At 51.9% G+C, this 24,386-nt stretch carries 20 protein-coding genes; 14 read left to right on the plus strand and 6 right to left on the minus strand.

From position 1 onward, the window contains the following. The first annotated feature begins 22 nt into the window (after positions 1-22). The gene (locus DES37_RS02815) at positions 23-205 is read left to right on the plus strand and encodes a hypothetical protein (RefSeq protein ID WP_110024769.1); all 183 of its coding nucleotides are present in this window, start codon (positions 23-25) and stop codon (positions 203-205) included. Positions 206-429: 224 nt separating this feature from the next. Continuing rightward, positions 430-783 carry a hypothetical protein gene (locus DES37_RS02820; protein ID WP_110024770.1) on the plus strand — a complete coding sequence of 118 codons (354 nt, stop codon included), beginning with the start codon at positions 430-432 and terminating at the stop codon, positions 781-783. 143 nt (positions 784-926) lie between these two features. Here the strand turns inward: DES37_RS02820 and DES37_RS02825 are convergent, their stop codons facing one another. Next, on the minus strand, positions 927-1,817 hold the full coding sequence (locus DES37_RS02825; protein ID WP_170123716.1) for a VirK/YbjX family protein: 891 nt from the start codon (positions 1,815-1,817) through the stop codon (positions 927-929). Between the two features lie 535 nt (positions 1,818-2,352). On the opposite strand from DES37_RS02825, the gene dusC reads away from it, so the two are divergent. Then, the gene (gene dusC / locus DES37_RS02830) at positions 2,353-3,285 is read left to right on the plus strand and encodes a tRNA dihydrouridine(16) synthase DusC (protein WP_110024772.1); all 933 of its coding nucleotides are present in this window, start codon (positions 2,353-2,355) and stop codon (positions 3,283-3,285) included. 13 nt (positions 3,286-3,298) lie between these two features. On the opposite strand, the gene DES37_RS02835 is transcribed toward dusC, so the two are convergent. Both DES37_RS02835 and DES37_RS02840 read right to left on the minus strand, forming a co-directional pair. Continuing rightward, positions 3,299-4,237, minus strand: coding sequence for a LysR family transcriptional regulator (locus DES37_RS02835; RefSeq protein WP_110024773.1), 939 nt, complete (start codon positions 4,235-4,237; stop codon positions 3,299-3,301). A gap of 87 nt (positions 4,238-4,324) precedes the next feature. Beyond that, positions 4,325-4,903, minus strand: coding sequence for a DedA family protein (locus DES37_RS02840; RefSeq protein ID WP_036114786.1), 579 nt, complete (start codon positions 4,901-4,903; stop codon positions 4,325-4,327). Between the two features lie 201 nt (positions 4,904-5,104). On the opposite strand from DES37_RS02840, the gene DES37_RS02845 reads away from it, so the two are divergent. Both DES37_RS02845 and pbpG read left to right on the plus strand, forming a co-directional pair. Next, positions 5,105-5,695: a Yip1 family protein gene (locus DES37_RS02845; RefSeq protein ID WP_036114788.1), complete on the plus strand. Its 591-nt coding sequence runs from the start codon at positions 5,105-5,107 to the stop codon at positions 5,693-5,695. A 296-nt stretch (positions 5,696-5,991) separates the two neighbouring features. Further along, on the plus strand, positions 5,992-7,089 hold the full coding sequence (gene pbpG, locus DES37_RS02855; protein WP_255358368.1) for a D-alanyl-D-alanine endopeptidase: 1,098 nt from the start codon (positions 5,992-5,994) through the stop codon (positions 7,087-7,089). A 40-nt stretch (positions 7,090-7,129) separates the two neighbouring features. Here the strand turns inward: pbpG and dld are convergent, their stop codons facing one another. Further along, the gene (dld, locus tag DES37_RS02860) at positions 7,130-8,866 is read right to left on the minus strand and encodes a D-lactate dehydrogenase (RefSeq protein WP_110024775.1); all 1,737 of its coding nucleotides are present in this window, start codon (positions 8,864-8,866) and stop codon (positions 7,130-7,132) included. A gap of 196 nt (positions 8,867-9,062) precedes the next feature. Here dld and bglX point away from each other — a divergent pair, with 196 nt between their 5' ends. The 5 genes from bglX (at position 9,063) to DES37_RS02885 (ending at position 15,268) form a co-directional block, all read left to right on the plus strand. Beyond that, positions 9,063-11,360 carry a beta-glucosidase BglX gene (bglX, locus tag DES37_RS02865; RefSeq protein ID WP_110024776.1) on the plus strand — a complete coding sequence of 766 codons (2,298 nt, stop codon included), beginning with the start codon at positions 9,063-9,065 and terminating at the stop codon, positions 11,358-11,360. Between the two features lie 154 nt (positions 11,361-11,514). Continuing rightward, positions 11,515-12,435 carry a glycine betaine ABC transporter substrate-binding protein OsmF gene (gene osmF / locus DES37_RS02870; protein WP_110024777.1) on the plus strand — a complete coding sequence of 307 codons (921 nt, stop codon included), beginning with the start codon at positions 11,515-11,517 and terminating at the stop codon, positions 12,433-12,435. Next, positions 12,425-13,603 carry an ABC transporter permease gene (locus DES37_RS02875; RefSeq protein ID WP_281271471.1) on the plus strand — a complete coding sequence of 393 codons (1,179 nt, stop codon included), beginning with the start codon at positions 12,425-12,427 and terminating at the stop codon, positions 13,601-13,603. Before osmF ends, DES37_RS02875 begins: the two co-directional genes overlap by 11 nt. Then, a complete protein-coding gene (locus DES37_RS02880; protein WP_110024778.1) occupies positions 13,596-14,537 on the plus strand; it encodes an ABC transporter ATP-binding protein in 942 nt (313 codons plus the stop codon). Before DES37_RS02875 ends, DES37_RS02880 begins: the two co-directional genes overlap by 8 nt. Continuing rightward, on the plus strand, positions 14,534-15,268 hold the full coding sequence (locus DES37_RS02885; RefSeq protein WP_110024779.1) for an ABC transporter permease: 735 nt from the start codon (positions 14,534-14,536) through the stop codon (positions 15,266-15,268). Before DES37_RS02880 ends, DES37_RS02885 begins: the two co-directional genes overlap by 4 nt. Here the strand turns inward: DES37_RS02885 and DES37_RS02890 are convergent. Both DES37_RS02890 and metG read right to left on the minus strand, forming a co-directional pair. Next, positions 15,249-15,356: a protein YohO gene (locus tag DES37_RS02890; protein ID WP_036114808.1), complete on the minus strand. Its 108-nt coding sequence runs from the start codon at positions 15,354-15,356 to the stop codon at positions 15,249-15,251. The genes DES37_RS02885 and DES37_RS02890 overlap by 20 nt on opposite strands. A gap of 193 nt (positions 15,357-15,549) precedes the next feature. Continuing rightward, positions 15,550-17,577, minus strand: coding sequence for a methionine--tRNA ligase (gene metG / locus DES37_RS02895; RefSeq protein ID WP_110024780.1), 2,028 nt, complete (start codon positions 17,575-17,577; stop codon positions 15,550-15,552). Between the two features lie 275 nt (positions 17,578-17,852). On the opposite strand from metG, the gene apbC reads away from it, so the two are divergent. The 4 genes from apbC to DES37_RS02915 all read left to right on the plus strand — a co-directional run bounded on the left by apbC (position 17,853) and on the right by DES37_RS02915 (position 23,534). Continuing rightward, positions 17,853-18,962 carry an iron-sulfur cluster carrier protein ApbC gene (gene apbC / locus DES37_RS02900; RefSeq protein ID WP_036114821.1) on the plus strand — a complete coding sequence of 370 codons (1,110 nt, stop codon included), beginning with the start codon at positions 17,853-17,855 and terminating at the stop codon, positions 18,960-18,962. Between the two features lie 185 nt (positions 18,963-19,147). Next, the gene (locus DES37_RS02905) at positions 19,148-20,833 is read left to right on the plus strand and encodes a sensor histidine kinase (protein WP_110024781.1); all 1,686 of its coding nucleotides are present in this window, start codon (positions 19,148-19,150) and stop codon (positions 20,831-20,833) included. Beyond that, the gene (gene btsR / locus DES37_RS02910) at positions 20,830-21,555 is read left to right on the plus strand and encodes a two-component system response regulator BtsR (RefSeq protein ID WP_036114826.1); all 726 of its coding nucleotides are present in this window, start codon (positions 20,830-20,832) and stop codon (positions 21,553-21,555) included. The genes DES37_RS02905 and btsR overlap by 4 nt, the downstream gene beginning before the upstream one ends. Before the next feature lie 176 nt (positions 21,556-21,731). Further along, positions 21,732-23,534: a carbon starvation CstA family protein gene (locus DES37_RS02915; protein ID WP_110024782.1), complete on the plus strand. Its 1,803-nt coding sequence runs from the start codon at positions 21,732-21,734 to the stop codon at positions 23,532-23,534. The last annotated feature ends 852 nt before the right edge of the window (positions 23,535-24,386 follow it).

Consider the following 24,386-nt stretch of genomic DNA (forward strand, 5'->3'; position numbering starts at 1 on the left):
CGGTTGATACCATAGGTGATTGATGCAATCCAGTGTGGTACTGCGGTTGATGGGGAAACAGGCTAAGCCGTATCCCGACCTTAGCCTGGATTTGATCTCACCGACCGCCTTGCTGAACCTGGTGGCTGAGCGCCAGTCCGGGTTACCTGAACCAGGCTGGCTGGCCTGTAATCCTGGCCGATATCGCCTCACACTGCTTAATTGATAAAATGCACTGCGGGAATTTATTGGCAATCCCTGGGTCTGGCTTCCGGAGCAGAAATCTGCGCCAGAGCGCTGGTGCTGGCTTTTCCATAACCCTGTGTGTATGGTTATTCCCCCGGGGCTTGTATACTGGTGGCGTTGGTTAACCGCTTTTTTGGTGCAGGCCCTTGTATGCCATGGTGCTGTACAATCTGAACGCGGGTTTAAATAACGCAAGAGGTAAAGATGAGCAACATTACTCACCAGTCTGGTGTTACCGGTGCTAACCGGGTAACCCGTAAATTGAAGCTCTCTGGTGTGAGCGAAGGGCAGGCCGATGCACTGGTCAGTGAAATCAGGCAATTATCGGGTATGGAAATAGTGGGCTACTCACCAGCCTCTGCAACCTTAACTTTCGTTTATGATGCGGCGCAATGTGGTGTGGATACGGTAGCAAAGGTGCTGAACAGTTTTGGCGCCGGGTTTGCCACCAGCACCTGGAACCGGGTGAAAATGGGTTACTTCCGCTTTACCGATCAGAATATTAAAGACAACGCGGCACACCAGCCTCATTGCTGTAATAAGTCTCCCCGGCTCTGAGTCTTTCTGGTTTATGCGCGACTGTTCCCTTGCTTAACTGTGCTGATGTATGGAATCCGGTTATGCACTGAATTAGTGGCATTGAATCTGGTATGCCTCTCTCAAAAGAGCCATGAAAAGCACAGCCTGTATTGAAGGGATGTTTATAATAGCGGCGTTTGTTTTGGCGAAGCGCACAGAAAGTTAGCAGTTAAGTTATCAAGTAACACATATCGTTTCTTGTATTCGGACCTTTTCTTGCTTGATACATCGGCAATGTCTTTTCTTTTTATGCTCAGTGGCAGGATGTAATCCTGTTTGGCATTTTTGTGCCCTGATAATGATTCCCAAAAGCCATCGTAATCAGAAATCATCAGGTTATTTTTCTTTCTTTTATAACGACTATTCTGGAATACATGAGTGTTGTTGCTGACGGCTAATATTTCGTTACAGCCGAACCGCTGTGCTAACAAACAGACCACCTCAATTAAAATTCTTTTTGGGAATAGCCCATAGCATGATTTTGTTGCCTCTTTGATCAGCTCAGGAGTGCATTGCTTTCCGCCGCCCTGAATAGCGCCAATGAATAAACTGGTATTATTCTCTGTGAAAAGGAAACCAAAAGCACAAGAAGCAAGTATAATTTTACCGCTGGTTTTGAAGTGAACAACCAGTTCACCTTCCCGGCTAAATTTGTTTTCCATTCCTAGAGTGATGGTGTAATTATCTGTTTTCCCATCAATTTTATCTATGCAAAGGCCGTCCTTAGAGTAAATTTTCTCTAAATCACTTTTCTTGAGGGAATTAAAAATCAGGCAGCTTCCAGCACAGATTGATTTTAGCTTATCCTTCGTGTTCATGCTGGCTCTCAGATACGGTCTGTGAACCTTGTAAGGTAAAGAAGGTTGGCGTTGTATCAGGGTTTTGGCATTTGGGGTAGCGGCAAGAAAGCTGAGTAACTTGAAGGTTGCTTTCGGCGTAATCAGGGTGCGTAGAATGTATTTCACTCTGTTTGTCTTCGAATCCCAGTATCGGTCATGAATGACTTCATTCATAATGAGTTGCCTGAAGAAAGAGGCCGTAGAAAGAGAAGGTATGTTTTTGGTATTCATTTCTTACCTGAATATTATTTATTTATGGTAATGGTAAGTATTTGTTCGTATATTTCTTATCAATTTCTGCTTAATTGTTTAGTTACCAACGTGAAGTATCAACAGTTCCTAAACAAACTGCATTTTTATGAGGAATGCTTTATCTGATGAAGAATTGTATTGGCTGAATTCAGGTGGATCTGGTGCCTGAGTAGCTCTTCGGGTTTATTTGTGCTGGTGATTTGATTATTACAGTTATGGGGAATAACCGGTGGTTATTTGAAACAATATGTTGGTAATTCTATTTCCCTTGGGTGATTGATAAAACGGGTATTGTTCAAATTACCAGAGGATAAGTTAATTTAACTCACCGGTAATATCGGTTTGCATAACATTGCGAGTGAGCCGCCGCGTTACCTGTAAACAAAGCGCATTTCCGGTTTGTCACCTGCCAGGTGTCAGGCTAACATAGCGCCTCTTTGGTTGGGTGGGTACTACTATGCGCGTTTTACTGGCGCCAATGGAAGGGGTTCTTGATGCACTGGTGCGGGAACTGCTTACAGAGGTGAATGATTACGATTTATGCATCACGGAATTTTTACGTGTGGTGGATAGTTGCCTGCCAGTGAAATCATTCCAGCGCATTTGCCCGGAACTGGCAAACCAGAGCCGTACACCTTCCGGCACCCGGGTGCGTATTCAGTTGCTCGGGCAGTACCCGCAATGGCTGGCTGAAAATGCGGCGCGTGCCGTTGAGCTGGGCTCCTGGGGGGTTGACCTGAATTGTGGTTGCCCGTCTAAACTGGTAAATGGCAGCGGCGGTGGAGCAACATTGCTAAAAGACCCGGAGCTGATCTACCAGGGGGCAAAAGCCATGCGGGAAGCTGTGCCAGCACACCTGCCAGTAACCGTGAAGGTTCGCCTCGGGTGGGATTCACCCCATCGCAGCCTGGAAATTGCCGATGCCGTGCAACAGGCTGGCGCAACGGAACTGGTGGTGCACGGGCGAACCAAAGAAGATGGTTACCGGGCTGAACGCATAGACTGGGCCGCCATTGGCAAAATTCGTGAACGCCTGCATATACCGGTTATTGCTAATGGCGAAATCCGTGACCAGGCCAGTGCCATGGCCTGTATGGCACAAACCGGGTGCGACGCCATTATGGTGGGGCGCTGGGCACTGAATGTGCCGAATATTAGCCGCATGATTAAATATGGCGAACCTGCCATGCCCTGGCCGGATGTGATTCAGTTACTGAAAAAATACTGCCGCCTGGAAAAGCAGGGCGATACCGGGATGTACCATGTCGCACGGATCAAACAATGGCTGGGCTATTTGCGGAAAAATTACCCGCAGGCCAGTGAATTATTCGCGACCGTGCGCACACTGAACACTTCCGCAGCCATTCGCCAGGCGATTGAACAGTTGTAATACCAGCAGGCGCTCAGGCCGCCTGCTTCAATGAATATTCCGCCAAATGGTTACTCACCAGGTCCCGCAACCACGTTAATGCCGGGTCGCTATTATGGCGCTGGTGCCAGCTCAAGGTGAGTTGTGCCGGGGGAATAGCCACCGGAACCGGGCTGGTGCTGAGTCCCCAGTGCGCCTGCCAGAGTGGAGCCAGCGCTGCAGGTACAGTCGCAATTCCTGGCTGGCTGCACAGCAGGCCGGGCAGGGCGGCAAAATGCGGTGTGGTATAGCTAATCTGGCGTGCCAGGCCCTGTTTGGCAAGCCGGGTGTCAACCTGGCTACTACCTGCCTCGCGGTTGCTCACGGCAAAATGTGGCCATGCCAGGTAATCGTCCTGGGTTAACGGGCCATTCAACGGCACTTGCTGTGGGTGCCAGAGCGCGACAAAAGGCATTGCCAGTAAAGGTGTGCTTTCCAGCCAGCGTGGCCCGCCTTCAGCCATATTCACCACCATATCCATTTCCCCACCTTCCAGGTTGGCCTGGTCAGTAAACGGATCGCTGGCGATTACGCTTAACTGGATCCCGGGAGCCTGTTGGCGGATCAGGGGCAATAATACGGGCATCAGCCAGGTTTCAACCCAGTCTGCCATGCCCAGCGTGATGGTGGCTTTGGCCGTTGCCGGGTTAAAATCTGACGGGTGGAATAGCGTTGACTGCAATTGCTCCAGCAGGGGCATTAATTCACAGTGCAGCGCATCAGCCCGGGCGGTTGGTTGCATCCGGTGCCCGCTACGAATAAACAGCGGGTCATCAAACATTTCCCGAAGCCTTGCCAGCGAACCACTCACGGCAGGCTGGCCCAGGTGCAGCTTATCCGCGGCCAGAGAAACACTTTGTTCCCGGTACAACACCGCAAAAGCCACTAACAGGTTCAAATCAATTTTTCTGAAATCATTTTCTTTGATAGTCATGATACCTCCCATCAGTGGTGGTGATGCTAGCGCGCGGCCCGCCAGGATGCAACGTTTTGCTGCCCTGCAGCCATCAGCCCCAGGTGATTATTTTTTGGCACGCTTGTGGCGTCTTTTTTGCCACCAGAACCGCCAGATAACCAGCGCCACAACCACCAGTAGCATCGCAGGCCAAATCAGGTGTTTTATCTGGCTATTGAATTGGTGTAACAAGGGCATCACCATTTCGCCCCCCAGGTATCCCAGCGTGGTGAACAACGTTGCCCAAATAGCGGCACCAAGAATATTCAGCGGGAAAAAAATACGCGGGGGCAAACGGCTGATGCCAATCAGAACCGGGCCAATAACGCGAAACCCGTACATAAAGCGTGAGCCAATCACGAACAGGTACGGGTGGTTGATTATTATCTTGCGGGCACGGGATATATGTTTGCGATGCTTACGAAAACGGTAGAGGACTCGTGTACCGTAATGGCGGCCCACCAGGTAAAGTACCTGGTCACCCAGCATGCCGCCCAGGGCAACGCATAACACAACGAAAGGAAATTTTAACAACCCTTGATGGGCTGCCACGCCACCTAACAGGGTAATGGTTTCCCCCTCTGCCAGGCTGCCAATCAAAAGTGCTGCGTAACCGTACTGGCTGATAAGACTATGTATATCCATCGTGTTAGGGGTTCTCGTTCTTCCATACCGGGCCCATGTTTTTTACTATTAACCAGATATGTACAAAAAATAAACAAAATTTCAACATGCATTATACTAATGATACATGCAGCTCACAGGCTAACGCCTGGCGTTGTGGCCTGAGGCTGTTTTACCTGATAAGGGTAGCGCGTTTATCGTTCCAGTACATCAGGGGGATTTATGAACCATGTATGGGGGCTGATGTCCCATCCCGAACGTGAAATGCAGTCGATCAAGCAGGAAAACGAAACTGTCTCCCACCATTATACACACCATGTCTTATTAATGGCCGCTGTACCCGTATTGTGCGCATTTATTGGTACAACTCAGTTCGGCTGGCGCTTCGGAAATGATATTGCCGTAAAACTAATGCCTTCAACCGCTCTGGTACTGGCAGTGATATTTTATGCCCTGATCCTGGCGGGTGTGGCGTTAATGGGGCGAATTATCTGGTGGATGGCCCGCTATTATCCGGACAGACCAGCACTTAAACGTTGTATGGTGTTTGCCGGTTATGTGGCGACACCCCTGATGTTAAGCGGCATTGTTGGTTTGTGGCCTGTGGTCTGGTTATGTGCCTTAATTGGCACGGTTGCGTTGTTTTACACCGGCTATTTGCTGTATGTGGGGATCCCGGCATTCTTAAATATCAGCAAATCTGAAGGGATTAACTTCTCCAGCTCAACCCTGGCAATTGGTGTGCTGGTACTCGAAGTGTTGCTGGCTATCACGGTTCTGCTGTGGGGCTATGGTTACCGGTTATTCAGCTAATTCTGGTTGTTGCAGATGCCGGAGCTACTGAGCTCCGGCAACCTCGCGTTAGTCAATTATGCTGTGCTGCTTTTATCCCCGGATGCAGTCTCCTGTAATCCGCCTGCATGGTGTGCTCAGGTGCTGGCATTGTTGCCCTGGCTCAAATTGTTTTTTATAGAATAAATTGCAGTATTTAATAACGAATCTTCGCTGGCGGTTACAACTGACTGCGGAGTATTATTCTGGCGCCAGCGCCATTCCAGAGCGCGGTGTGCGTAGTATCGCGCAGAGATAACCCTGTTGAATTTGTTGCCATGCATAAAAATATTCGCCTTACTTTGCTTAGTGTCGCTCTTTTTAGTGCGGTGCCTTATGTGTCTGCTGAGCAGGCAACCAGCACGGTCACCCACACAAAAACACATAAAACAGTTCATCACACAGCCCAGACGAAACACGCCACTGCCAGCAAAAAGGCAGAGGTAAAGAAAACGGTACACCACACACCACATAAAACGGCGCATGCCACTGCCCATCATGCTATTGCGCGGGCCAAACCGGTCGCCCATGCTGTGGTGGCCGACCAGCCACAAATTGCCTCAGGGAGTGCAATGGTGGTTGACCTCGCCGATGGCAAAGTGCTCTATGCCAGCCACCCGGACAGGGTAAGGCCTATTGCTTCGCTCACCAAACTGATGACGGCGATGGTGGTTCTGGACGCCCATCAGCCACTGAACGATATGCTGTCCGTGGATATCAGCCATACGCCGGAAATGCGTGGTGTCTTCTCGCGGGTCAAACTCAACAGTGAAATCAGCCGGCGCAATATGTTGCTGTTGGCGTTGATGTCTTCAGAAAACCGTGCTGCGGCAAGCCTTGCAGCGCACTACCCAGGCGGGTACGACGCGTTTATTCGCGCCATGAATGCCAAAGCGCGGGCATTGGGTATGACTCATACGCATTATGTAGAGCCGACCGGGTTGTCGCCGAGCAACGTGTCAACCGCACGTGACCTGTCCAAACTGGTAATGGCAAGCCGCCAGTACCCGTTGATTGGCGAACTCAGTACCACACGGGAAGACGAGGCGCAGTTCAGCCACCCGAACTACAGCCTGCCATTTCGTAATACTAACCACCTGATCTTCAGAGATAACTGGGACATTCAGCTCACCAAAACGGGGTATACCGATAAAGCGGGCCACTGCCTGGTGATGCGTACTGTAATCAATAAGCGCCCGGTGGCGCTGGTGGTTCTGGATGCGTTCGGGAAATATACCCACTTCGCCGATGCCAGCCGGATTCGTACCTGGCTGGAAACCGGTAAAGCGTCTCCGGTACCTGCCGCAGCGCTGGCTTATAAGCAAGAGAAAACCACCGATATGGCAAGTAACGAACCGGTGCAGTCCGGGGAATAAGCGGTGGGGAACCTGGCGGTTAGCCGCCAGGTGTAACAACTTAAGCCTGCTCTGAAGGTGTTTCCTGAGGAGCCTGCCAGTTTTTCAGTTTACTGGTTTTACCAATCCCCGGGTTCATACTGTTGGTGGGGTCGTTTGCTTTGTAGAAGTTTTGCAGCGCAGGTGGTGCCGGGTATAAATGGCCGACATTATGTTCCGCCGGGTATTGCGCGCCACGTTCACGTAACAGTTCCAGCATCTGCTCTTTAAGCGCATGCACATCCACGCCTTTTTTCACAATATAGTCCTGGTGGAACACATAGCACATAAAGTGCCCGTAGTAGAGCTTGTGCAGAATTTGGCTGTCCAGTTCTGGCGGCAGGTGTTCAAACCAGTCGGTGTCGTTACGGCGCAGGGCAATATCCAGCGCCAGAATATCCTCAACTTCATCGGCATGAACCGCATGGTAACGAATGGCCGCACCGGCAGCTGCAAAACGGTGTAAAAAGGCTTTCGCCCCTTCTTGCGCAGTGCAGACAAAAAAGTCGCCTTCGGCATCGCGAAAATAACCCTCAAGAAAAGTCTGCGCTTCGGCAATGCCGTCACCGGACATCTTCAGCAACAAATGGTGCTCATACTTCTGCCGCCATTCCTGCATCCTTGAAGGTAAATGGTTGGGAAAATAGCCACTGATTTTCTGCATGAAACGGTCAGTGAAATGGGGTTTAAACAGATGGTGTTTTTCCAGCATGGCATCGGTACGGCCTTTGAGGCTGAACAAGGCAGGCATCTTGTCGGTGCCGAGCTTGTCTATCATCAGGAACGTGTCTTTGCCGTAGGTTTGGGCAATGTCGTAGATATCCCGGTGCATATATTCCCCGGCAACCGGCAGGTGCGTAAATTCAGCCAGCATATGGCGGCGTAACTCGGTCAGCACCTGTGTTTGGTTGGTTCCGATATAAAACACCTGCTGTTGTTTCTCGGCGGCAAAGGTATCCAGGCGCACGGCGAACACTGCCAGTTTCCCGGCGCAGCCGGAAGCCTCGAACAACCGGTCCGGGTCTGCGTTGTAGCGGGAAGGTGTATTGGCATCTACCTGGCGTACCCGGTGCTGGTAGTCGTTATCAGATGCCCGCCGTTCATCATGCTGCACCCGTTCCGGCGCGATTTTTTCATCGTCGAGTTGCGACAGTATTTGCTCAGGGGTTTCCCCCAGGTCAATCCCCAGGTGGTTAACCAAATGCAACTGCCCCTGGCTGTCAATTTGTGCATACAGAGCCATTTCGGTGTAAGCCGGGCCGCGTTGCACTAAGGAACCGCCAGAGTTATTGCACACGCCACCCATAACAGACGCGCCTATACAGGAAGAGCCAATGACAGAATGGGGTTCACGCCCTAAAGGTTTCAATGCTTTTTCCAGTTGGTACAACGTGGTTCCCGGCCAGGCCAGCACTTGCTCACCGTTTTCCAGTAAGTGCAGTTTGTCCAGCCGTAAGGTGCTGATAATGACAATATCTCGGTCATAATCGTTGCCACTTGGCGTGGACCCTTCGGTTAAACCTGTATTGGCCGCCTGCATCAGAATAATTTTGTCGGTGGCGACACAGGCTTTCAGTACCTGCCACAAAGACAGCAGCGAACCAGGAAACACTACGGCGAGCGCGTCTCCTTCACCAGACCGGAAACCTTTACGGTAGCGAGCAGTGCGTGCCGGGTCAGTAAGAACATGATGATGGCCTACCAGATGTTTGAGTTCATTTATAAAGGCCAGGTGTTTCGATTTCACGACGTAAGACATGTCCCACTCCTGTGATGAACAAATTTCGGCATTAAGCATAGCGCCGAAAAAATCAATTTGTGGAGAGTCATTTTGCAAAACAGGTGCATATATCCGGATTATCTTACTTTTTACTCATTCCTGCTTGTGGCAAACTGCCCTTTTTATTTTTCTGTGCGGCGTCAGCCAGGCACCGCCTTAACCTGAGAGTCAACTTATGAAATGGCTTTGTTCTGTGGGGATTGCCGTGAGTCTTGCGCTGCAACCTGCACTGGCCGATGATTTGTTTGGTCCCCATCCCATGACCACCGAGGCGCGTGATGCTTTTGTCACCAGCCTGCTGAAAAAAATGACTGTCGATGAAAAAATCGGCCAGCTCAGGTTAATTAGCGTTGGGCCTGACAACCCAAAAGAAAAAATTCGTGAAATGATTAAAGAAGGGCACGTCGGCGCTATTTTTAATACGGTGACTCGCCCGGATATTCGTAAAATGCAGGATCAGGTGATGCAACTCAGCCGCCTGAAAATTCCCTTATTTTTTGCCTATGATGTGGTGCACGGCCAGCGCACAGTATTCCCGATAAGCCTGGGGCTGGCTTCCACATTTGACCTTGATGCGGTGCGCACTGTGGGGCGCATTTCAGCCTGGGAAGCCGCCGATGACGGCCTGAATATGACCTGGGCACCTATGGTAGACGTGAGCCGGGATCCGCGTTGGGGGCGGGTGTCTGAAGGGTTCGGTGAAGATACTTATCTCACATCCATCATGGGCCGCACCATGGTTGAATCCATGCAGGGGAAAAGCCCGGCAGACCGCTACTCGGTAATGACCAGCGTGAAACACTTCGCCGCATACGGCGCGGTAGAAGGCGGGAAAGAGTACAACACGGTGGATATGAGCCCGCAGCGGTTATTCAACGACTATTTGCCGCCTTACAAAGCCGGGCTGGATGCGGGCAGTGGCGGGGTGATGATTGCCCTGAACTCACTGAATGGCACCCCGGCAACGTCTGACTCCTGGTTACTCAAAGATGTGCTGCGCAAAGAGTGGGGCTTTAAAGGCATTACCATTTCTGACCATGGTGCCATCAAAGAGTTAATCAACCACGGTGTAGCCAGTGACCCACAGGATGCAGTGCGTATCGCGCTTAAAGCCGGTATTGATATGAGCATGAGCGATGAGTATTACAGCAAATACTTGCCCGGGCTGATTAAAAGCGGTGCTGTCAGCATGGCAGAACTGGATGATGCAACACGGCACGTACTGAACGTTAAATATGATATGGGGTTATTTAACGACCCATACGGGCACCTGGGGCCTAAAAGCAGTGACCCGGTGGACACCAACGCAGAAAGCCGCCTGCACCGCAAAGAAGCCCGCGAAGTGGCTCGTGAAAGCCTGGTGTTGCTGAAAAACCGCCTGCACACGCTGCCGCTCAAAAAGCAGGGCACTATTGCTGTTATTGGGCCTCTGGCCGACAGCCAGCGAGATATGATGGGCAGTTGGTCTGCGGCCGGTGTTGCCAGCCAGTCTGTGAGTGTGTTGCAGGGCATCAAAAACGCCGCAGGCAACAGCGCACACATTGTTTATGCGCGTGGTGCCAATATTTCTAACCACCAGGGCATTATTGATTTTCTGAACTCCTATGAAAAAGCCGTGCAGCAGGACCCGCGTTCACCACAGGCCATGATAGACGAAGCCGTCAACACGGCGAAAAGCGCCGACGTTGTTGTGGCAGTTGTGGGTGAAGCGCAGGGCATGGCTCATGAAGCATCCAGCCGCACCAATATTACCATTCCGCAAAGCCAGTGCGACCTGATTGCTGCCCTGAAGGCCACCGGCAAGCCACTGGTGCTGGTACTGATGAATGGCCGCCCGCTGGCGCTGGTGAAAGAACAGCAGCAGGCTGATGCCATGCTGGAAACCTGGTTCGCTGGCACCGAAGGGGGCAATGCCATCGCAGATGTGCTGTTTGGCGATTACAACCCATCCGGCAAATTACCCATGTCTTTCCCACGTTCAGTTGGGCAAATTCCGGTTTACTACAGCCACCTGAATACCGGCCGCCCGTATAACCCGGAAAAACCGGATAAATACACATCGCACTATTATGATGAAGCAAACGGCCCGCTGTTCCCGTTCGGTTATGGCCTGAGCTATACCACGTTCCAGGTGTCGGATGTGAAAATGTCTTCACCGGTGATGAAACGGGATGGCACGGTCACGGCGAGCGTTACTGTTACCAATACCGGCGACCGGGAAGGGGCAACAGTGGTGCAACTCTATTTGCAGGATGTCACTGCCAGCATGAGCCGCCCGGTGAAAATGTTACGTGGGTTCAAAAAAGTGACCCTGAAACCCCACGAAACCCAGACTGTCAGCTTCCCGGTTGATATCAATGCGCTGAAGTTCTGGAATGCCCGCATGCAATATGTCGCGGAGCCAGGCAAATTCAACGTATTTATCGGCCTGGATTCTGCACGGGTGAAGCAGGGTTCGTTTGACTTGCTGTAAACCCTGGCGTTACTGTTGATGACGGGCTGTCACCCTGCCAGGTGATGGCCCGTTTTGTTTTACGCACAGATTTTTCTGCCCGACATCCCTTTGCCGGAAATATTCCGCTATCCTTATTTTTCATGCAGTTGACGAACAGAGAAACGGAGAGAAAATGAAAAAAAGTACCCTGTGGTCATCATGTTTACTGGGCGCAGCACTGGTTCTGGCTATACCTGCACAGGCAGCAGGCCCGGTGAAAGTTGGTTCGAAAATTGATACGGAAGGCGCATTACTGGGCAATATTATTCTGCAGGTGCTGAATGCTCATGGTGTGAAAACAGAAAATAAAATCCAGCTGGGAACCACACCGGTCGTGCGCGGCGCAATTACCTCAGGTGCGCTGGATATCTACCCTGAATATACCGGGAACGGCGCATTTTTCTTTAATGAAGCCAGTTCCCCGGTCTGGAAAAACCCGCAACAAGGTTATGAAAAAGTCAAACAACTGGATGCGGCAAAAAACCACCTGGTCTGGCTGACACCCGCTCCGGCTAATAATACCTGGACCATTGCGGTTCGCGACGATGTGGCAGAGAAAAACCATCTCATTTCCCTTGATGACCTGAGCCGTTACCTGAAAGAGGGGGGTACATTCAAACTGGCGGCTTCTGCCGAATTTATTGAACGGCCAGATGCCCTGCCTGCTTTCGAAAAAGCTTATGGTTTTACACTGTCACAGGACCAGCTATTGTCCCTTGCCGGTGGGGATACTGCTGTGACTATCAAAGCCGCAGCCCAAAATACCTCGGGCGTGAATGCTGCAATGGCCTATGGCACTGATGGCCCGGTAGCAGCACTGGGTTTGCGCACCCTGAGCGACCCGAAAGGCACCCAGCCTGTTTACGCACCCGCGCCGGTTATCCGTGAAGCAGTACTTAAAGAACACCCGGACATTGCCACCTGGTTAAAACCAGTATTCGGCGCGCTGGATGAAAAAACGTTGCAGCAACTTAATGCCAAAATTGCAGTTGAAGGTATCGATGCCGGTAGTGTGGCGCAGAACTGGCTAAAGGCAAATCATTTTGTTGACTAGGTTGTGGCAAAACGTTGGTGGCAGTTTTCGCCAGAACCCGGTGCTCTGGGTTCTGGTAGCATTGTTAGTGGTTACCGTACTGTATTTGCCTGTACTTACCATGGCGCCTAACCGCCTGCTGAGCGGGCAGCCCGTAATGCTTTCCGCCCTGGTGCCTTATTCAACAGCCGCACTGTTACTGGCGGCGGTTGTGCTGCTGGCATGCAGTTCTCCACGCCACCGCCTGGTGGTGGTGCTGTTATTCGAACTGTTATTTATTGGCTGGCTGTTTGCCTGTGGTTTTTGGGCGAACCAACTGGCGGGCAGCTCTCACCCTTATGCCAGAGTTTCACTGGCAGGCGGCACCTGGCTGGTGCTGGCAATCAGCCTGATTGGGTTTAGCGAAGCCGCACGCTCTCTGCTCATGAAACCCGCTGTACGCGCCATAATGTACCTGCAATTGTGGCTGGTTCCGCTGGCCCTGTTGTATTCCGGCCATTTCGATGGGTTGTCTTTGCTAAAAGAGTACGCCAACCGCAAAGCTGTGTTTGATGATGCGTTACTGCGCCATCTGGCACTGACTTTCGGCACCCTGCTGCCTGCGCTGGTTATCGGCATTCCTCTGGGGCTATATCTGCACCGTAAACCGCAGGCTCAGTCTTCTGTGTTCAGCGTGTTGAATGTGATTCAAACCGTACCTTCTGTTGCCATGTTTGGGTTACTGATAGCGCCACTTTCCGCCCTGGGTAACGCCCTGCCATGGTTAGGAACGCTGGGAATTGGCGGCATTGGTGCAGCACCGGCTATCATCGCTCTGGTGTTATATGCGCTGTTGCCCCTGGTGCGCGGTGTGGTCGCCGGGCTGGATCAAGTGCCACAGGCGGTTAAAGAGAGTGCTCAGGGAAATGGTATGACGCCATGGCAGTGTTTTGTGCAGGTGGAAGTGCCGCTGGCATTACCGGTGTTGTTACGTAATTTACGCGTGGTTACTGTGCAGACTACAGGCATGGCGGTGGTGGCAGCACTGATTGGCGCCGGTGGGTTTGGCGCATTGATTTTCCAGGGGTTATCAGCCAGCGCCCAGTCACTGGTACTGCTGGGTGTTATCCCTGTAGTGGCGCTGGCAGTCCTGGCCGACCGTATTTTCCATCTGCTTATTCACCGGCTGGAGCATAACAACCATGATTGAATTTGAACATGTCACCAAAGCCTTTCATGGCAAGGCAGCCGTCAGTGATGTCTCGCTGAATTTTGCCCGGGGGGCATTCAGTGTGCTGGTGGGTACATCCGGTTCCGGTAAATCCACCACGCTGAAAATGATTAACCGCATGGTGGATTTTGACAGCGGCATAATTCGCTTTGCTGGTGAGCCTGTAACCCGCCATCCGGTTACAGCTCTGCGCCGGCGTATGGGCTATGCCATTCAGTCCATTGGTTTATTTCCCCACTGGACGGTGGCGGAGAATATCGCCACCGTGCCACGCCTGCTGAAATGGCCGGATAAAAAAATACACAGCCGGGTTATCGAGTTACTGGAATTACTTAATCTGGAACCGGCGGTATTTTACCAGCGTTACCCTCACCAGCTTTCAGGCGGCCAGCAACAACGGGTTGGGGTGGCCCGGGCACTGGCGGCTGATCCGGAAGTGTTACTAATGGATGAGCCTTTCGGTGCTCTGGATCCTGTTACCCGCAGCAGCCTGCAACAAGAGATCTTGCGTGTGCAGCGCGCAGAGGGGCGCACCATCATTCTGGTCACTCATGATATCGACGAAGCCCTGGCACTTGCTGACCACCTGGTTCTGATGGACAACGGCAAAGTGGTGCAACAGGGCGCGCCGGATACCTTGCTGCGCCAGCCTGCCAACGATTTTGTGCGTGGCTTTTTTGGCGACAGCGACCGGGGAATTCGCCTGTTGGGGCTGTACTGCGTGAAAAATCTGGTACGCCTTGGCGAAGCACCCAGTGGCGGGGTGCCTGTGTCAGTGGCGTTATCTTTGCGCGAAGCGTTGTCTGCATTTATTCAGCAGGCCCGGCATGTTCTGCCTGTGGTTAATGGCACTGGTGAAGTCGTGGGGAACTTGCACCTGCAGGATGTGATTAACCAGGGTGTGACACCATGAAGACGCTATTACGTTTACCTCTTTTCTGGCTGGCAGCGTTATTTCTCGGGCTGTTGTTCGGTATGCCTTACAGTGGCCCGTTGTTTCACTACCTGTTTCCCGGGCTGGAACGCCCGGTGTGGCAACAGTCCAGCTTTATCTCACTGGCATGGGCACATTTGGTGCTGGTGGCAATCTCAAGTGCCTGCGCTGTTACCGTGGCGGGTGGTGTGGGGATACTGGTCTCCCGCCCGGCGGGTGAACCTTTTCGCCACCTGGTACAAACACTGGCGGCGGCAGGGCAAACATTCCCCCCGGTGGCGGTGCTGGCTGTGGCTGTGCCGGTAATGGGGTTTGGCAGCGAACCCGCGATGCTGGCTCTGTTTCTGTATGGTTTATTGCCAGTATTACAGGGCACACTGGCCGGGTTGAATGCAGTACCGGCAGAAGTCAAAGAAGTGGCTCAGGGGATGGGGATGCGCCCCGGCCAGGTGTTACTGAAAGTGGAATTACCCCTGGCTGCACCGGTGATTATTGCGGGTATCCGCACGTCGGTCATCATCAATATTGGTACTGCCGCCATCGCCTCAACGGTGGGGGCAAAAACGCTGGGCACCCCTGTTATTGTGGGGTTGAGCGGTTTTAATACCGCTTACGTTATTCAGGGTGCAGTGCTGGTGGCGCTGGCCGCAGTAATAGTGGACCAGGTGTTCGAGTGCCTGCAACGCAGGCTTACTGGCTATGTAAAATAAAGGTGTAGCCAGCGAGCATCACGCCGCCGATACCGCCCAGTGCCATCAAAACCATACCGGCAATCAGAAAAAATCGCGTTACTTTCATTATCGGGCTCCTTAATGTTAACAGGGCGATTATAAAGTGAAACAGGCGCGTTACATAAGGCTTTGTGTGCGAGATGGGCAAACAGGCAGGCGATAAAAAAGGGAGAACGTATTCTCCCTTTTCAGTTTGCTAACCCGTTGCAGAGTGCCAGATGCGGAATGATACCTGCCCCGGCACTGATTAACTGGGTTGCTTATTTTACCTGTTGGCCAGGCTGGGCACCGCTGTCCGGGCTTAACAGGAAAATATCTTTCCCGCCAGGGCCTGCTGCCATCACCATGCCTTCAGATACCCCAAAGCGCATTTTGCGTGGCGCCAGGTTGGCGACCATAACGGTCAGGCGGCCAGTCAGTACCTGCGGGTCCGGGTAAGCTGAACGGATACCGGAGAACACATTGCGGGTTTCACCACCGAGATCCAGTGTCAGGCGCAGCAGTTTATCGGAGCCATCAACAAACTCAGCTTTCTGGATAAGTGCAATACGCATATCCACTTTGGCGAAGTCATCGAACGTGATGGTGTCCTGAATTGGGTCATCTGCCAGCGGCCCGGTAACCACTTTATCTGGCGCAGTTTCCTGTTTGGAATCGTCCACCAGAGCTTCCACCTGTTTCATCTCAATACGGTTATACAACGCTTTGAAGTTGTTAACCTGGTGGGCCAGTAACGGTGTTGCCACGTCATCCCAGCTCAGCGTGGTGTTCAGGAATGCTTCTGCACGCTCAGCCAGTACTGGCAGCACTGGTTTCAGGTAGGTCATCAGCACCCGGAACAGGTTAATACCCATGGAGCAAATGGCCTGCAGGTCGGCGTCGCGGCCTTCCTGTTTTGCCACCACCCAGGGTGCCTGTTCATCGACATAGCGGTTAGCCTGGTCGGCCAGCGCCATAATTTCACGGATGGCACGGCCATATTCACGGCTTTCCCATGCGTCGCCAATGGTTTGTGCTGCGTCAGTGAAGGTTTTGAACAGTGCCGGGTCAGCAAGGTTTTCAGCCAGTTTGCCGCCGAAACGCTTAGCAATAAAACCAGCGTTACGCGATGCCAGGTTAACCACTTTGTTAACGATATCGGCGTTAACACGCTGTACGAAATCTTCCAGGTTCAGGTCGATGTCATCAATACGGGAAGAGAGTTTCGCTGCGTAGTAATAGCGCAGACTGTCGGCATCGAAATGGTTAAGCCAGGTGCTCGCTTTAATAAACGTGCCGCGCGATTTGGACATTTTCGCGCCATTCACCGTGACATAACCATGCACAAACAAGTTGGTTGGTTTGCGGTAACCGCTGCCTTCCAGCATGGCAGGCCAGAACAGGCTGTGGAAGTAAACAATATCTTTACCGATAAAGTGATACAGCTCGGAATCGGCGTCTTTTTTCCACCAGTCGTCAAAGTTCAGGTCGCCACGTTTGTCGCACAGGTTTTTGAAAGAACCCATGTAGCCAATAGGCGCATCCAGCCACACGTAGAAATACTTGCCCGGCGCGTCGGGAATTTCGAAGCCAAAGTAAGGCGCATCCCGGGAGATATCCCACTGCTGCAGGCCAGCATCAAACCACTCCTGCATTTTGTTCGCCACTTGTTCCTGCAATGCGCCAGAGCGAGTCCAGGCACTCAGCATTTCACTGAAAGAAGGCAGGTCAAAGAAGAAGTGTTCAGACTCGCGCATGACCGGTGTGGCACCAGAAACTGCCGATTTCGGGTCGATAAGCTCAGTCGGGCTGTAAGTTGCGCCGCACACTTCGCAGTTATCGCCGTATTGATCCGGTGATTTACATTTCGGGCAGGTGCCTTTCACAAAACGGTCTGGCAGGAACATCCCTTTTTCCGGATCATACAGTTGGGAAATGGTCCGGTTTTTAATAAAACCGTTTTCTTTCAGGCGGGTGTAAATCAGCTGCGACAGCTCACGGTTTTCATCACTGTGTGTGGAGTGGTAGTTGTCATAGCTGATATTAAAACCAGCGAAATCGGTCTGATGTTCCTGACTCATTTCGGCAATCATCTGCTCCGGGCTGATACCCAGCTGTTGCGCTTTGAGCATGATAGGCGTGCCGTGCGCATCGTCCGCGCAGATGAAATTGACCTGGTGGCCGCGCATTCGCTGGTAACGAACCCAGATATCAGCCTGGATATGCTCCAGCATGTGACCCAGGTGAATGGAGCCGTTGGCGTACGGCAGCGCACACGTTACCAGAATTTTTTTAGCGACTTGAGCCATAGTGACAATTACATCTTTAGTTGTAAAAAGGGGTTTCGATGTTACCCGAAAGGGAGGCGTTTGGTAAGGGCGAAACGGCTACTTTCCGTAACCGCCCGGGGATAAAATCGCAACAGAACACAGATTGAACAGACAAATGCGTAGCTGCATGCAAATGTATGAGAAATTTTTACACCGCTACCCGGAGCTGGCTGGAGTTCTGGTATGCTTAAGCCATTGTGCAGCGCCTTGCGGCCTGCCGGTTCACATCACAAGAATAAAGCAAAGGAGTCGGGATGAATTCTCAATCCCAGGTTAAGTCCCCTGAAGCCATGCGAGCTATGGTGGCCGGGACACTGGCTAATTTTCAGCACCCAACGCTTAAACATAATCTGACAGCGCTGAAAGCATTGCGCCATGTCACCTGGCTTGATGACACGCTGCATATTGAATTGCAGATGCCATTTGCCTGGGCCAGTGCATTTGAAGAGCTGAAAGAGCAATGTAGCGCAGATCTGTTGCGTATTACCGGCGCGAAAGCGGTGGACTGGAAGCTGACACACCATATTGCCACCATGAAGCGGGTGAAAAATCATCCCGGTATTAATGGCGTTAAAAACATTATTGCAGTCAGTTCAGGCAAAGGTGGGGTGGGTAAATCTTCTACTGCCGTGAACCTGGCGCTGGCACTGGCGGCAGAAGGGGCAAAAGTAGGGATTCTGGATGCCGATATCTATGGGCCGTCAGTTCCCACCATGCTGGGTGCAGAAGCTGAACGCCCCAGTTCCCCGGATGGCACCCATATGGCACCTGTCATGGCTCATGGCCTGGCAACCAACTCAATTGGTTACCTGGTTACCGATGACAACGCCATGGTGTGGCGCGGCCCAATGGCCAGTAAAGCGCTGATGCAGTTACTGCAGGAAACCTTGTGGCCGGATCTCGACTATTTAGTGCTGGATATGCCGCCAGGAACCGGGGATATCCAGTTGACGCTGGCGCAAAATATTCCGGTTACCGGAGCCGTGGTGGTCACCACACCTCAGGACATCGCCCTGATTGATGCCCGCAAAGGCATTGTGATGTTTGAGAAAGTGGAAGTGCCGGTACTGGGCGTGGTTGAAAACATGAGCATGCATATTTGCAGCCAGTGTGGCCACCATGAGCCCATCTTCGGTACTGGTGGCGCTGAAAAACTGGCCCAGCAATACCACACCACATTATTAGGGCAATTGCCGTTGCATATTAACCTGCGTGAAGACCTGGACCGTGGCACACCTACTGTCATTAGCCGCCCGGAAAGTGAGTTCACCACTATCTACCGTCAGCTGGCTGGCCGTGTCGCCGCCCAAATGTACTGGCAGGGTGAAGTCATTCCTGAGGATATCGCCTTCCGCGCAGTGTAATTGCCACACCGGTAGTTAGCTACCCGCTGCATACGGGCCACATTTTGAGCGGCCCGTATGCGTATCTGTTATGGTTTACTGCATTTTGTTCTGCGAAATCAAAAATAGTTGAAAGCCTTCAAAGAAAGCGAACCTGCTGCGCGCTAAGGTAGCCGTCATCACTGTGATGACTCCTGCGGGCGTATATGTACGAGTTCAACCTTGTTCTGCTGTTGCTCCAGCAAATGTGTGTCTACCTGGTTATTGCCTGGTTAATGAGTAAAACCCGCCTGTTTATTCCGTTAACCCAGGTTACTGTCCGCTTACCGCACAAATTACTTTGCTACGTCACCTTCTCCTTTTTCTGCATTATGGGCACCTATTTTGGGCTGCATATTGAAGATTCTATTGCCAATACCCGGGCGATTGGTGCGGTGATGGGGGGCTTATTGGGTGGGCCGCTGGTTGGTGGCCTGGTGGGGCTGACAGGCGGTTTACACCGTTATGCCATGGGCGGTATGACGGCATTCAGTTGCATGATATCCACCATTGTTGAAGGGTTGCTGGGTGGCCTGATGCACCGCATCCTGGTTAACCGTGGGCGTGCAGACCTGTTGTTTAACCCAATAACGGCGGGCGCAACCACCTTCGTAGCTGAAGTGCTCCAGATGGGGATTATTTTGCTGATTGCCCGCCCGTACAATGAAGCCCTGCACCTGGTAGAGAGCATTGCCGCGCCTATGGTAGTCACCAACACTGTGGGGTCCGCCATGTTCATGCGTATTCTGCTGGATAAACGCGCCATGCTGGAGAAATACACCTCCGCGTTTTCCACTACCGCGCTGAAAGTGGCGGCGCTGACTGAAGGTATTCTGCGCAACGGTTTTAACCAGGAAAACAGTATGCGGGTGGCTCATGTGCTCTACCAGGAACTGGATATCAGTGCGGTTGCCATTACAGATTGCGAGAAACTGCTGGCGTTTACCGGCACTGGTGACGACCATCACCTGCCGGGCAGGCCCATTTCTTCAGGCCTGACATTACGTGCCATTGAAACTGGCGAGGTAGTTTATGCCGATGGCAATGCGGTCCCTTATCGCTGCTCGCTGGACTCCCACTGTAAACTGGGCTCCACTTTGGTCATCCCGTTGCGCGGCGAGAATGGCAAAGTGGTGGGCACCATTAAGCTCTACGAAGTTAAAAACCGGTTATTCAGCTCTATCAACCGCACACTGGGTGAAGGTATTGCCCGTCTGTTCTCGGCGCAAATTCTCGCCGGGCAGTATGAGCGCCAAAAACAGTTACTCACCCAGTCTGAAATCAAACTGCTGCATGCCCAGGTTAACCCCCATTTTTTGTTTAATGCGCTCAATACCCTGGTGGCCGTGATCCGCCGCGATAAAGACCAGGCGTGCGAGCTGGTGCAGTACTTGTCTACGTTCTTTCGCAAAAACCTCAAGCGCCCGGCGGAAGTTGTTACCCTGGCTGATGAAATGGACCACGTGAATGCTTACCTGCAAATAGAGCAGGCTCGTTTTCAGTCGCGGTTGCATGTACAGCTTAACTTACAGGAAAGCCTGAGCATGCAACACCTGCCCGCATTTACGTTGCAGCCTATTGTCGAAAACGCCATCAAGCACGGTACCTCGCAGTTACTGGGAACCGGGGAGATAGTTATTAACGCCAGCACTCAGGGCAAATGGCTGGTACTGACCATTGAAGATAACGCCGGGTTATATCAGCCCGGGCCAGATGCACAGGGGCTGGGAATGACGTTGGTTGATAAACGCCTGCGGGCGCGATACGGAGATGCCTGTGGCATTCAGGTGGAATGCCAGCCAGAACGTTTTACCCGGGTAACGCTGCGCCTGCCACTGGAGGAAATGCCATGATTACCGTACTGATTGTGGATGATGAACCCCTGGCACGGGAAAACCTGCGGGCCATGCTGGAGCAGGAAAGTGATATCCAGGTGATTGGTGAATGCAGCAATGCGGTGGAAGGAATTGGCGCTGTGCACCGGGAACACCCGGATGTGGTGTTTCTGGATATTCAAATGCCACGCATCAGTGGCCTGGAAATGGTAGGGATGCTCGACCCGGTAAAACGCCCGTGGATTGTGTTTCTTACCGCCTGGGATGAATATGCAGTACAGGCTTTTGAGGAACATGCTTTTGATTATTTACTCAAACCGGTTGAAGCCAGCCGCCTGGCAAAAACCCTGCATCGTTTGCGCCACGAACGCACTGAACAGGATACGGCGTTACTCCCCCAGGTAAGTGAGAATCTGCGTTATATCCCTTGCACCGGGCACAGTCGTATTTATCTGCTGCCGGTTGAAGATGTCAGTTATGTCAGCAGCCGCCTGAGTGGCGTGTTTGTGACCAGTGCTCACGGTGATGAAGGCTTTACGGAACTGACGTTACGTACTCTGGAAACCCGCACGCCGTTGTTGCGTTGCCACCGGCAGTACCTGGTCAATATGGCGCACCTGAAAGAGATTCGTTTTGATGAAGGTGGGCAGGCTGAGTTATTGCTGCGCGACGGGCAAAGCGTGCCGGTGAGCCGCCGCTACCTGAAAAACCTGAAAGTGGCGCTTGGCCTGAAGGCCTGAAATTCTGAACCCGGCGTGGTGCTGTTCGGCATGCCGGATTCACACTTCACCCGCGCCGCTCAGTACGCTATAGCGCCACTTAAATCCGCTTATAACCGCTCACTGGTAAACCCCTCTGTTGCAGACTTTCCTTGTGAAAAGATAGCCGTGAACTTCTTTATCTCTGGAGTTGGGCTATGTCACATGCATTGACTTTTGTTATTGCCACGCTGTGTATTCTCGCTATCTGTTACCGGCTGTACGGCGTGTTCTTCGTCCGTAAGGTGCTGAATACGGATAACAGTGAAGTCACACCGTCGCATTTGCTGGAAGACGGAAAAGATTACGTACCAACAAAAAAATGGGTGAACTTTGGTAGCCATTTTGCAGCAATCGCTGCCGCTGGCCCACTGGTTGGCCCGGTTCTGGCAGCTCAATATGGGTATTTCCCCGGTTTTTTATGGCTGCTGGTAGGTTGTGTTGTGGGCGGCGCGGTTCACGATACAGTTGTGTTATTCGCGTCAATGAAACACCAGGGTAAGTCGTTATCCGAGGTGGCGAAATCTGAACTGGGGCCGGTGGCTGGCTGGTGCACCGGGCTGGCGATGTTGTTCATCATCACCATTACGATGGCGGGTTTGTCGATGGTGGTGGTTCATGCACTGGAGCGTAACCCCTGGGGGACTTTCGCTGTCTTTATGACTATCCCCGTGGCGATGGGTGTTGGCTTATGGGAACGCTATACCGGTAATATGCGGGCGGCAACCTGGGTTGGGATTGCAGTGATTTTTGCCTGTGTGGTGGCCGGGCCTTATATTCAGGAATCCGCATTTGGTGAGTGGCTGAGCCTGAAAGCAACGACGGTGAGCCTGGTGTTACCCTGCTATGCGTTTTTCGCTACCGCACTGCCAGTGTGGATGTTACTGACACCGCGCGGTTATCTTTCCAGTTTTATGAAAATTGGTGTATTTGGTGCGCTGGTTATCGGCGTAGTGTTTATTAACCCGGAAATTCAGTTCCCTGCCGTAACCTCGTTTATCAGCGGTAATGGTCCGGTGCTGGCAGGCCCGGTATGGCCGTTTATCTCTATCACCATTGCCTGTGGGGCGATTTCAGGCTTCCACGCCTTTATTGGTTCAGGCACCACACCAAAACAGATTGATAAATGGAATGATATTTTGCCGGTTGCTTTTGGCGCCATGTGTGCGGAATGTGTTGTCGGTGTAATGGCACTGATTGCCGCAACAGCGTTACACCCGGCCGATTATTTCGCCATTAACTCTGCTCCAGCTACCTTTGCCGGCCTGGGTATGGATGTAGTTAACCTGCCGAAACTGAGCCAGGAAATTGGCCTGGATCTGTACGGGCGCACGGGTGGGGCGGTGACACTGGCGGTAGGGATGGCAGATATCTTTACCCGGGTTCCCTGGTTCAGCCACCTGGCATCGTACTTCTTCCAGTTTGTGGTGATGTTCGAAGCGGTATTTATTCTGACTGCCGTCGATTCCGGAACCCGCGTAGCCCGTTATTTGCTACAGGATTTTCTGGGTGATATCTGGCCGCCGTTAAAACGCACTACCTGGGTACCCGGTGCGGTGGGGTGCAGTATTGTTGCCTGTGCATTATGGGGGTATTTGCTGAACTCCGGGGATATCAATTCGGTCTGGGCGTTGTTCGGGGTTTCTAACCAGTTAATGGCTTCAATTGGCCTGATTATTGGTGCGACGATTATTCTGCGCCTGTCTGAAAAACGTATTTACATCCTTACCTGCCTGGTTCCGCTGGCGTATCTGTATGTCACAGTAAACTATGCCGCATACTGGATGGTGAAATATGTTTATTTCAACCCGGCAGCAAAAGGCTACAACCTGTTCAACGGGGTTATCTCTGTCATTATGGTGGTGCTGGGGGCGGTAATTCTGGTTTCGGCATTACAACGTTGGGTGGTGTTGTGGCGTTTGCGTGGTGCACAGCATGCGGAGTCTGCGACAGCTGCTTAGTCCGTACTCTTTATATAGCCGCACTATTTAAGCGTACCTGGTGTATTTGGGGTGTAAAAAAGGCGTCTGCGAAAGCAGGCGCCTTTTTGGTTACAGGTGGGTAAAACCCAATTTCACAGATAATACAACTTCAACGAAACGGCTTAACGCGACATCTATAACACTACATCTGTACAACGACAGCTTTAACGAAATGACATGACGTAACTCAGTACTTCTGTTTCACAACTGCGGTTATTGCTTTACTGCAACAGCTTAACGAATAACGAACAATGACAGTAAGAACGACATCGACGACCTTAGCTACATCTACATCTACATCTACGACATCTACAACCAACAACACATGGAACACAGTAGTAACAGCGACGACCACTACAACCACTGTACGAACGAATAAGTTGACAGACAGCGTTTAAAAATAATTAACCACTTAAAACCCCTGATGCGCAGGTAAGAAAGTCATACCTGAATGGCTTTATTTATAACGTACCAGAGATAAAAGGTTGTGATGCAGATCTCACTACAAAACAGCTTATACTTCAGGGGTATAGCGGGGTACTCCCCATAGCTGAAACGAGGCAAACCCGCATCCAGGACCAAAAACGCGAACCTGCGCAGGGTTAATTTTCCCTGGGGCAAATTTTCTCCGGGCCGTTGCATGAAACTGCGATCATCACCACAACTGACAACATCCGCGTAACATTTTGCTTAATAATGGCTACGCCTTGTCGATAATACCTGTGACAGATTGTACTTCTCCTCCTGATAACGCGGGTTTCCTGGTTCAATTAAAAACAATGAGGCCGCTATGGGAATTTTATCTTCTTTTGTATCAGCTCCTGCCCGTGC

It is taken from the genome of Mangrovibacter plantisponsor, from assembly GCF_003182475.1.
GTDB classification, from domain to species: domain Bacteria; phylum Pseudomonadota; class Gammaproteobacteria; order Enterobacterales; family Enterobacteriaceae; genus Mangrovibacter; species Mangrovibacter plantisponsor.

What these genes read in the sequence shown, in the direction of transcription:
- metG (WP_110024780.1), bottom strand. Translation starts at nt 17,577, where the DNA reads ATGGCTCAAGTCGCTAAAAAAATTCTGGTAACGTGTGCGCTGCCGTAC.
- osmF (WP_110024777.1), top strand. Translation starts at nt 11,515, where the DNA reads ATGAAAAAAAGTACCCTGTGGTCATCATGTTTACTGGGCGCAGCACTG.
- DES37_RS02840 (WP_036114786.1), bottom strand. Translation starts at nt 4,903, where the DNA reads ATGGATATACATAGTCTTATCAGCCAGTACGGTTACGCAGCACTTTTG.
- DES37_RS02825 (WP_170123716.1), bottom strand. Translation starts at nt 1,817, where the DNA reads ATGAATGAAGTCATTCATGACCGATACTGGGATTCGAAGACAAACAGA.
- DES37_RS02820 (WP_110024770.1), top strand. Translation starts at nt 430, where the DNA reads ATGAGCAACATTACTCACCAGTCTGGTGTTACCGGTGCTAACCGGGTA.
- DES37_RS02885 (WP_110024779.1), top strand. Translation starts at nt 14,534, where the DNA reads ATGAAGACGCTATTACGTTTACCTCTTTTCTGGCTGGCAGCGTTATTT.
- pbpG (WP_255358368.1), top strand. Translation starts at nt 5,992, where the DNA reads ATGCATAAAAATATTCGCCTTACTTTGCTTAGTGTCGCTCTTTTTAGT.
- DES37_RS02905 (WP_110024781.1), top strand. Translation starts at nt 19,148, where the DNA reads ATGTACGAGTTCAACCTTGTTCTGCTGTTGCTCCAGCAAATGTGTGTC.
- dld (WP_110024775.1), bottom strand. Translation starts at nt 8,866, where the DNA reads ATGTCTTACGTCGTGAAATCGAAACACCTGGCCTTTATAAATGAACTC.
- apbC (WP_036114821.1), top strand. Translation starts at nt 17,853, where the DNA reads ATGAATTCTCAATCCCAGGTTAAGTCCCCTGAAGCCATGCGAGCTATG.
- DES37_RS02845 (WP_036114788.1), top strand. Translation starts at nt 5,105, where the DNA reads ATGAACCATGTATGGGGGCTGATGTCCCATCCCGAACGTGAAATGCAG.
- DES37_RS02890 (WP_036114808.1), bottom strand. Translation starts at nt 15,356, where the DNA reads ATGAAAGTAACGCGATTTTTTCTGATTGCCGGTATGGTTTTGATGGCA.
- btsR (WP_036114826.1), top strand. Translation starts at nt 20,830, where the DNA reads ATGATTACCGTACTGATTGTGGATGATGAACCCCTGGCACGGGAAAAC.
- bglX (WP_110024776.1), top strand. Translation starts at nt 9,063, where the DNA reads ATGAAATGGCTTTGTTCTGTGGGGATTGCCGTGAGTCTTGCGCTGCAA.
- DES37_RS02880 (WP_110024778.1), top strand. Translation starts at nt 13,596, where the DNA reads ATGATTGAATTTGAACATGTCACCAAAGCCTTTCATGGCAAGGCAGCC.
- dusC (WP_110024772.1), top strand. Translation starts at nt 2,353, where the DNA reads ATGCGCGTTTTACTGGCGCCAATGGAAGGGGTTCTTGATGCACTGGTG.
- DES37_RS02815 (WP_110024769.1), top strand. Translation starts at nt 23, where the DNA reads ATGCAATCCAGTGTGGTACTGCGGTTGATGGGGAAACAGGCTAAGCCG.
- DES37_RS02915 (WP_110024782.1), top strand. Translation starts at nt 21,732, where the DNA reads ATGTCACATGCATTGACTTTTGTTATTGCCACGCTGTGTATTCTCGCT.
- DES37_RS02835 (WP_110024773.1), bottom strand. Translation starts at nt 4,237, where the DNA reads ATGACTATCAAAGAAAATGATTTCAGAAAAATTGATTTGAACCTGTTA.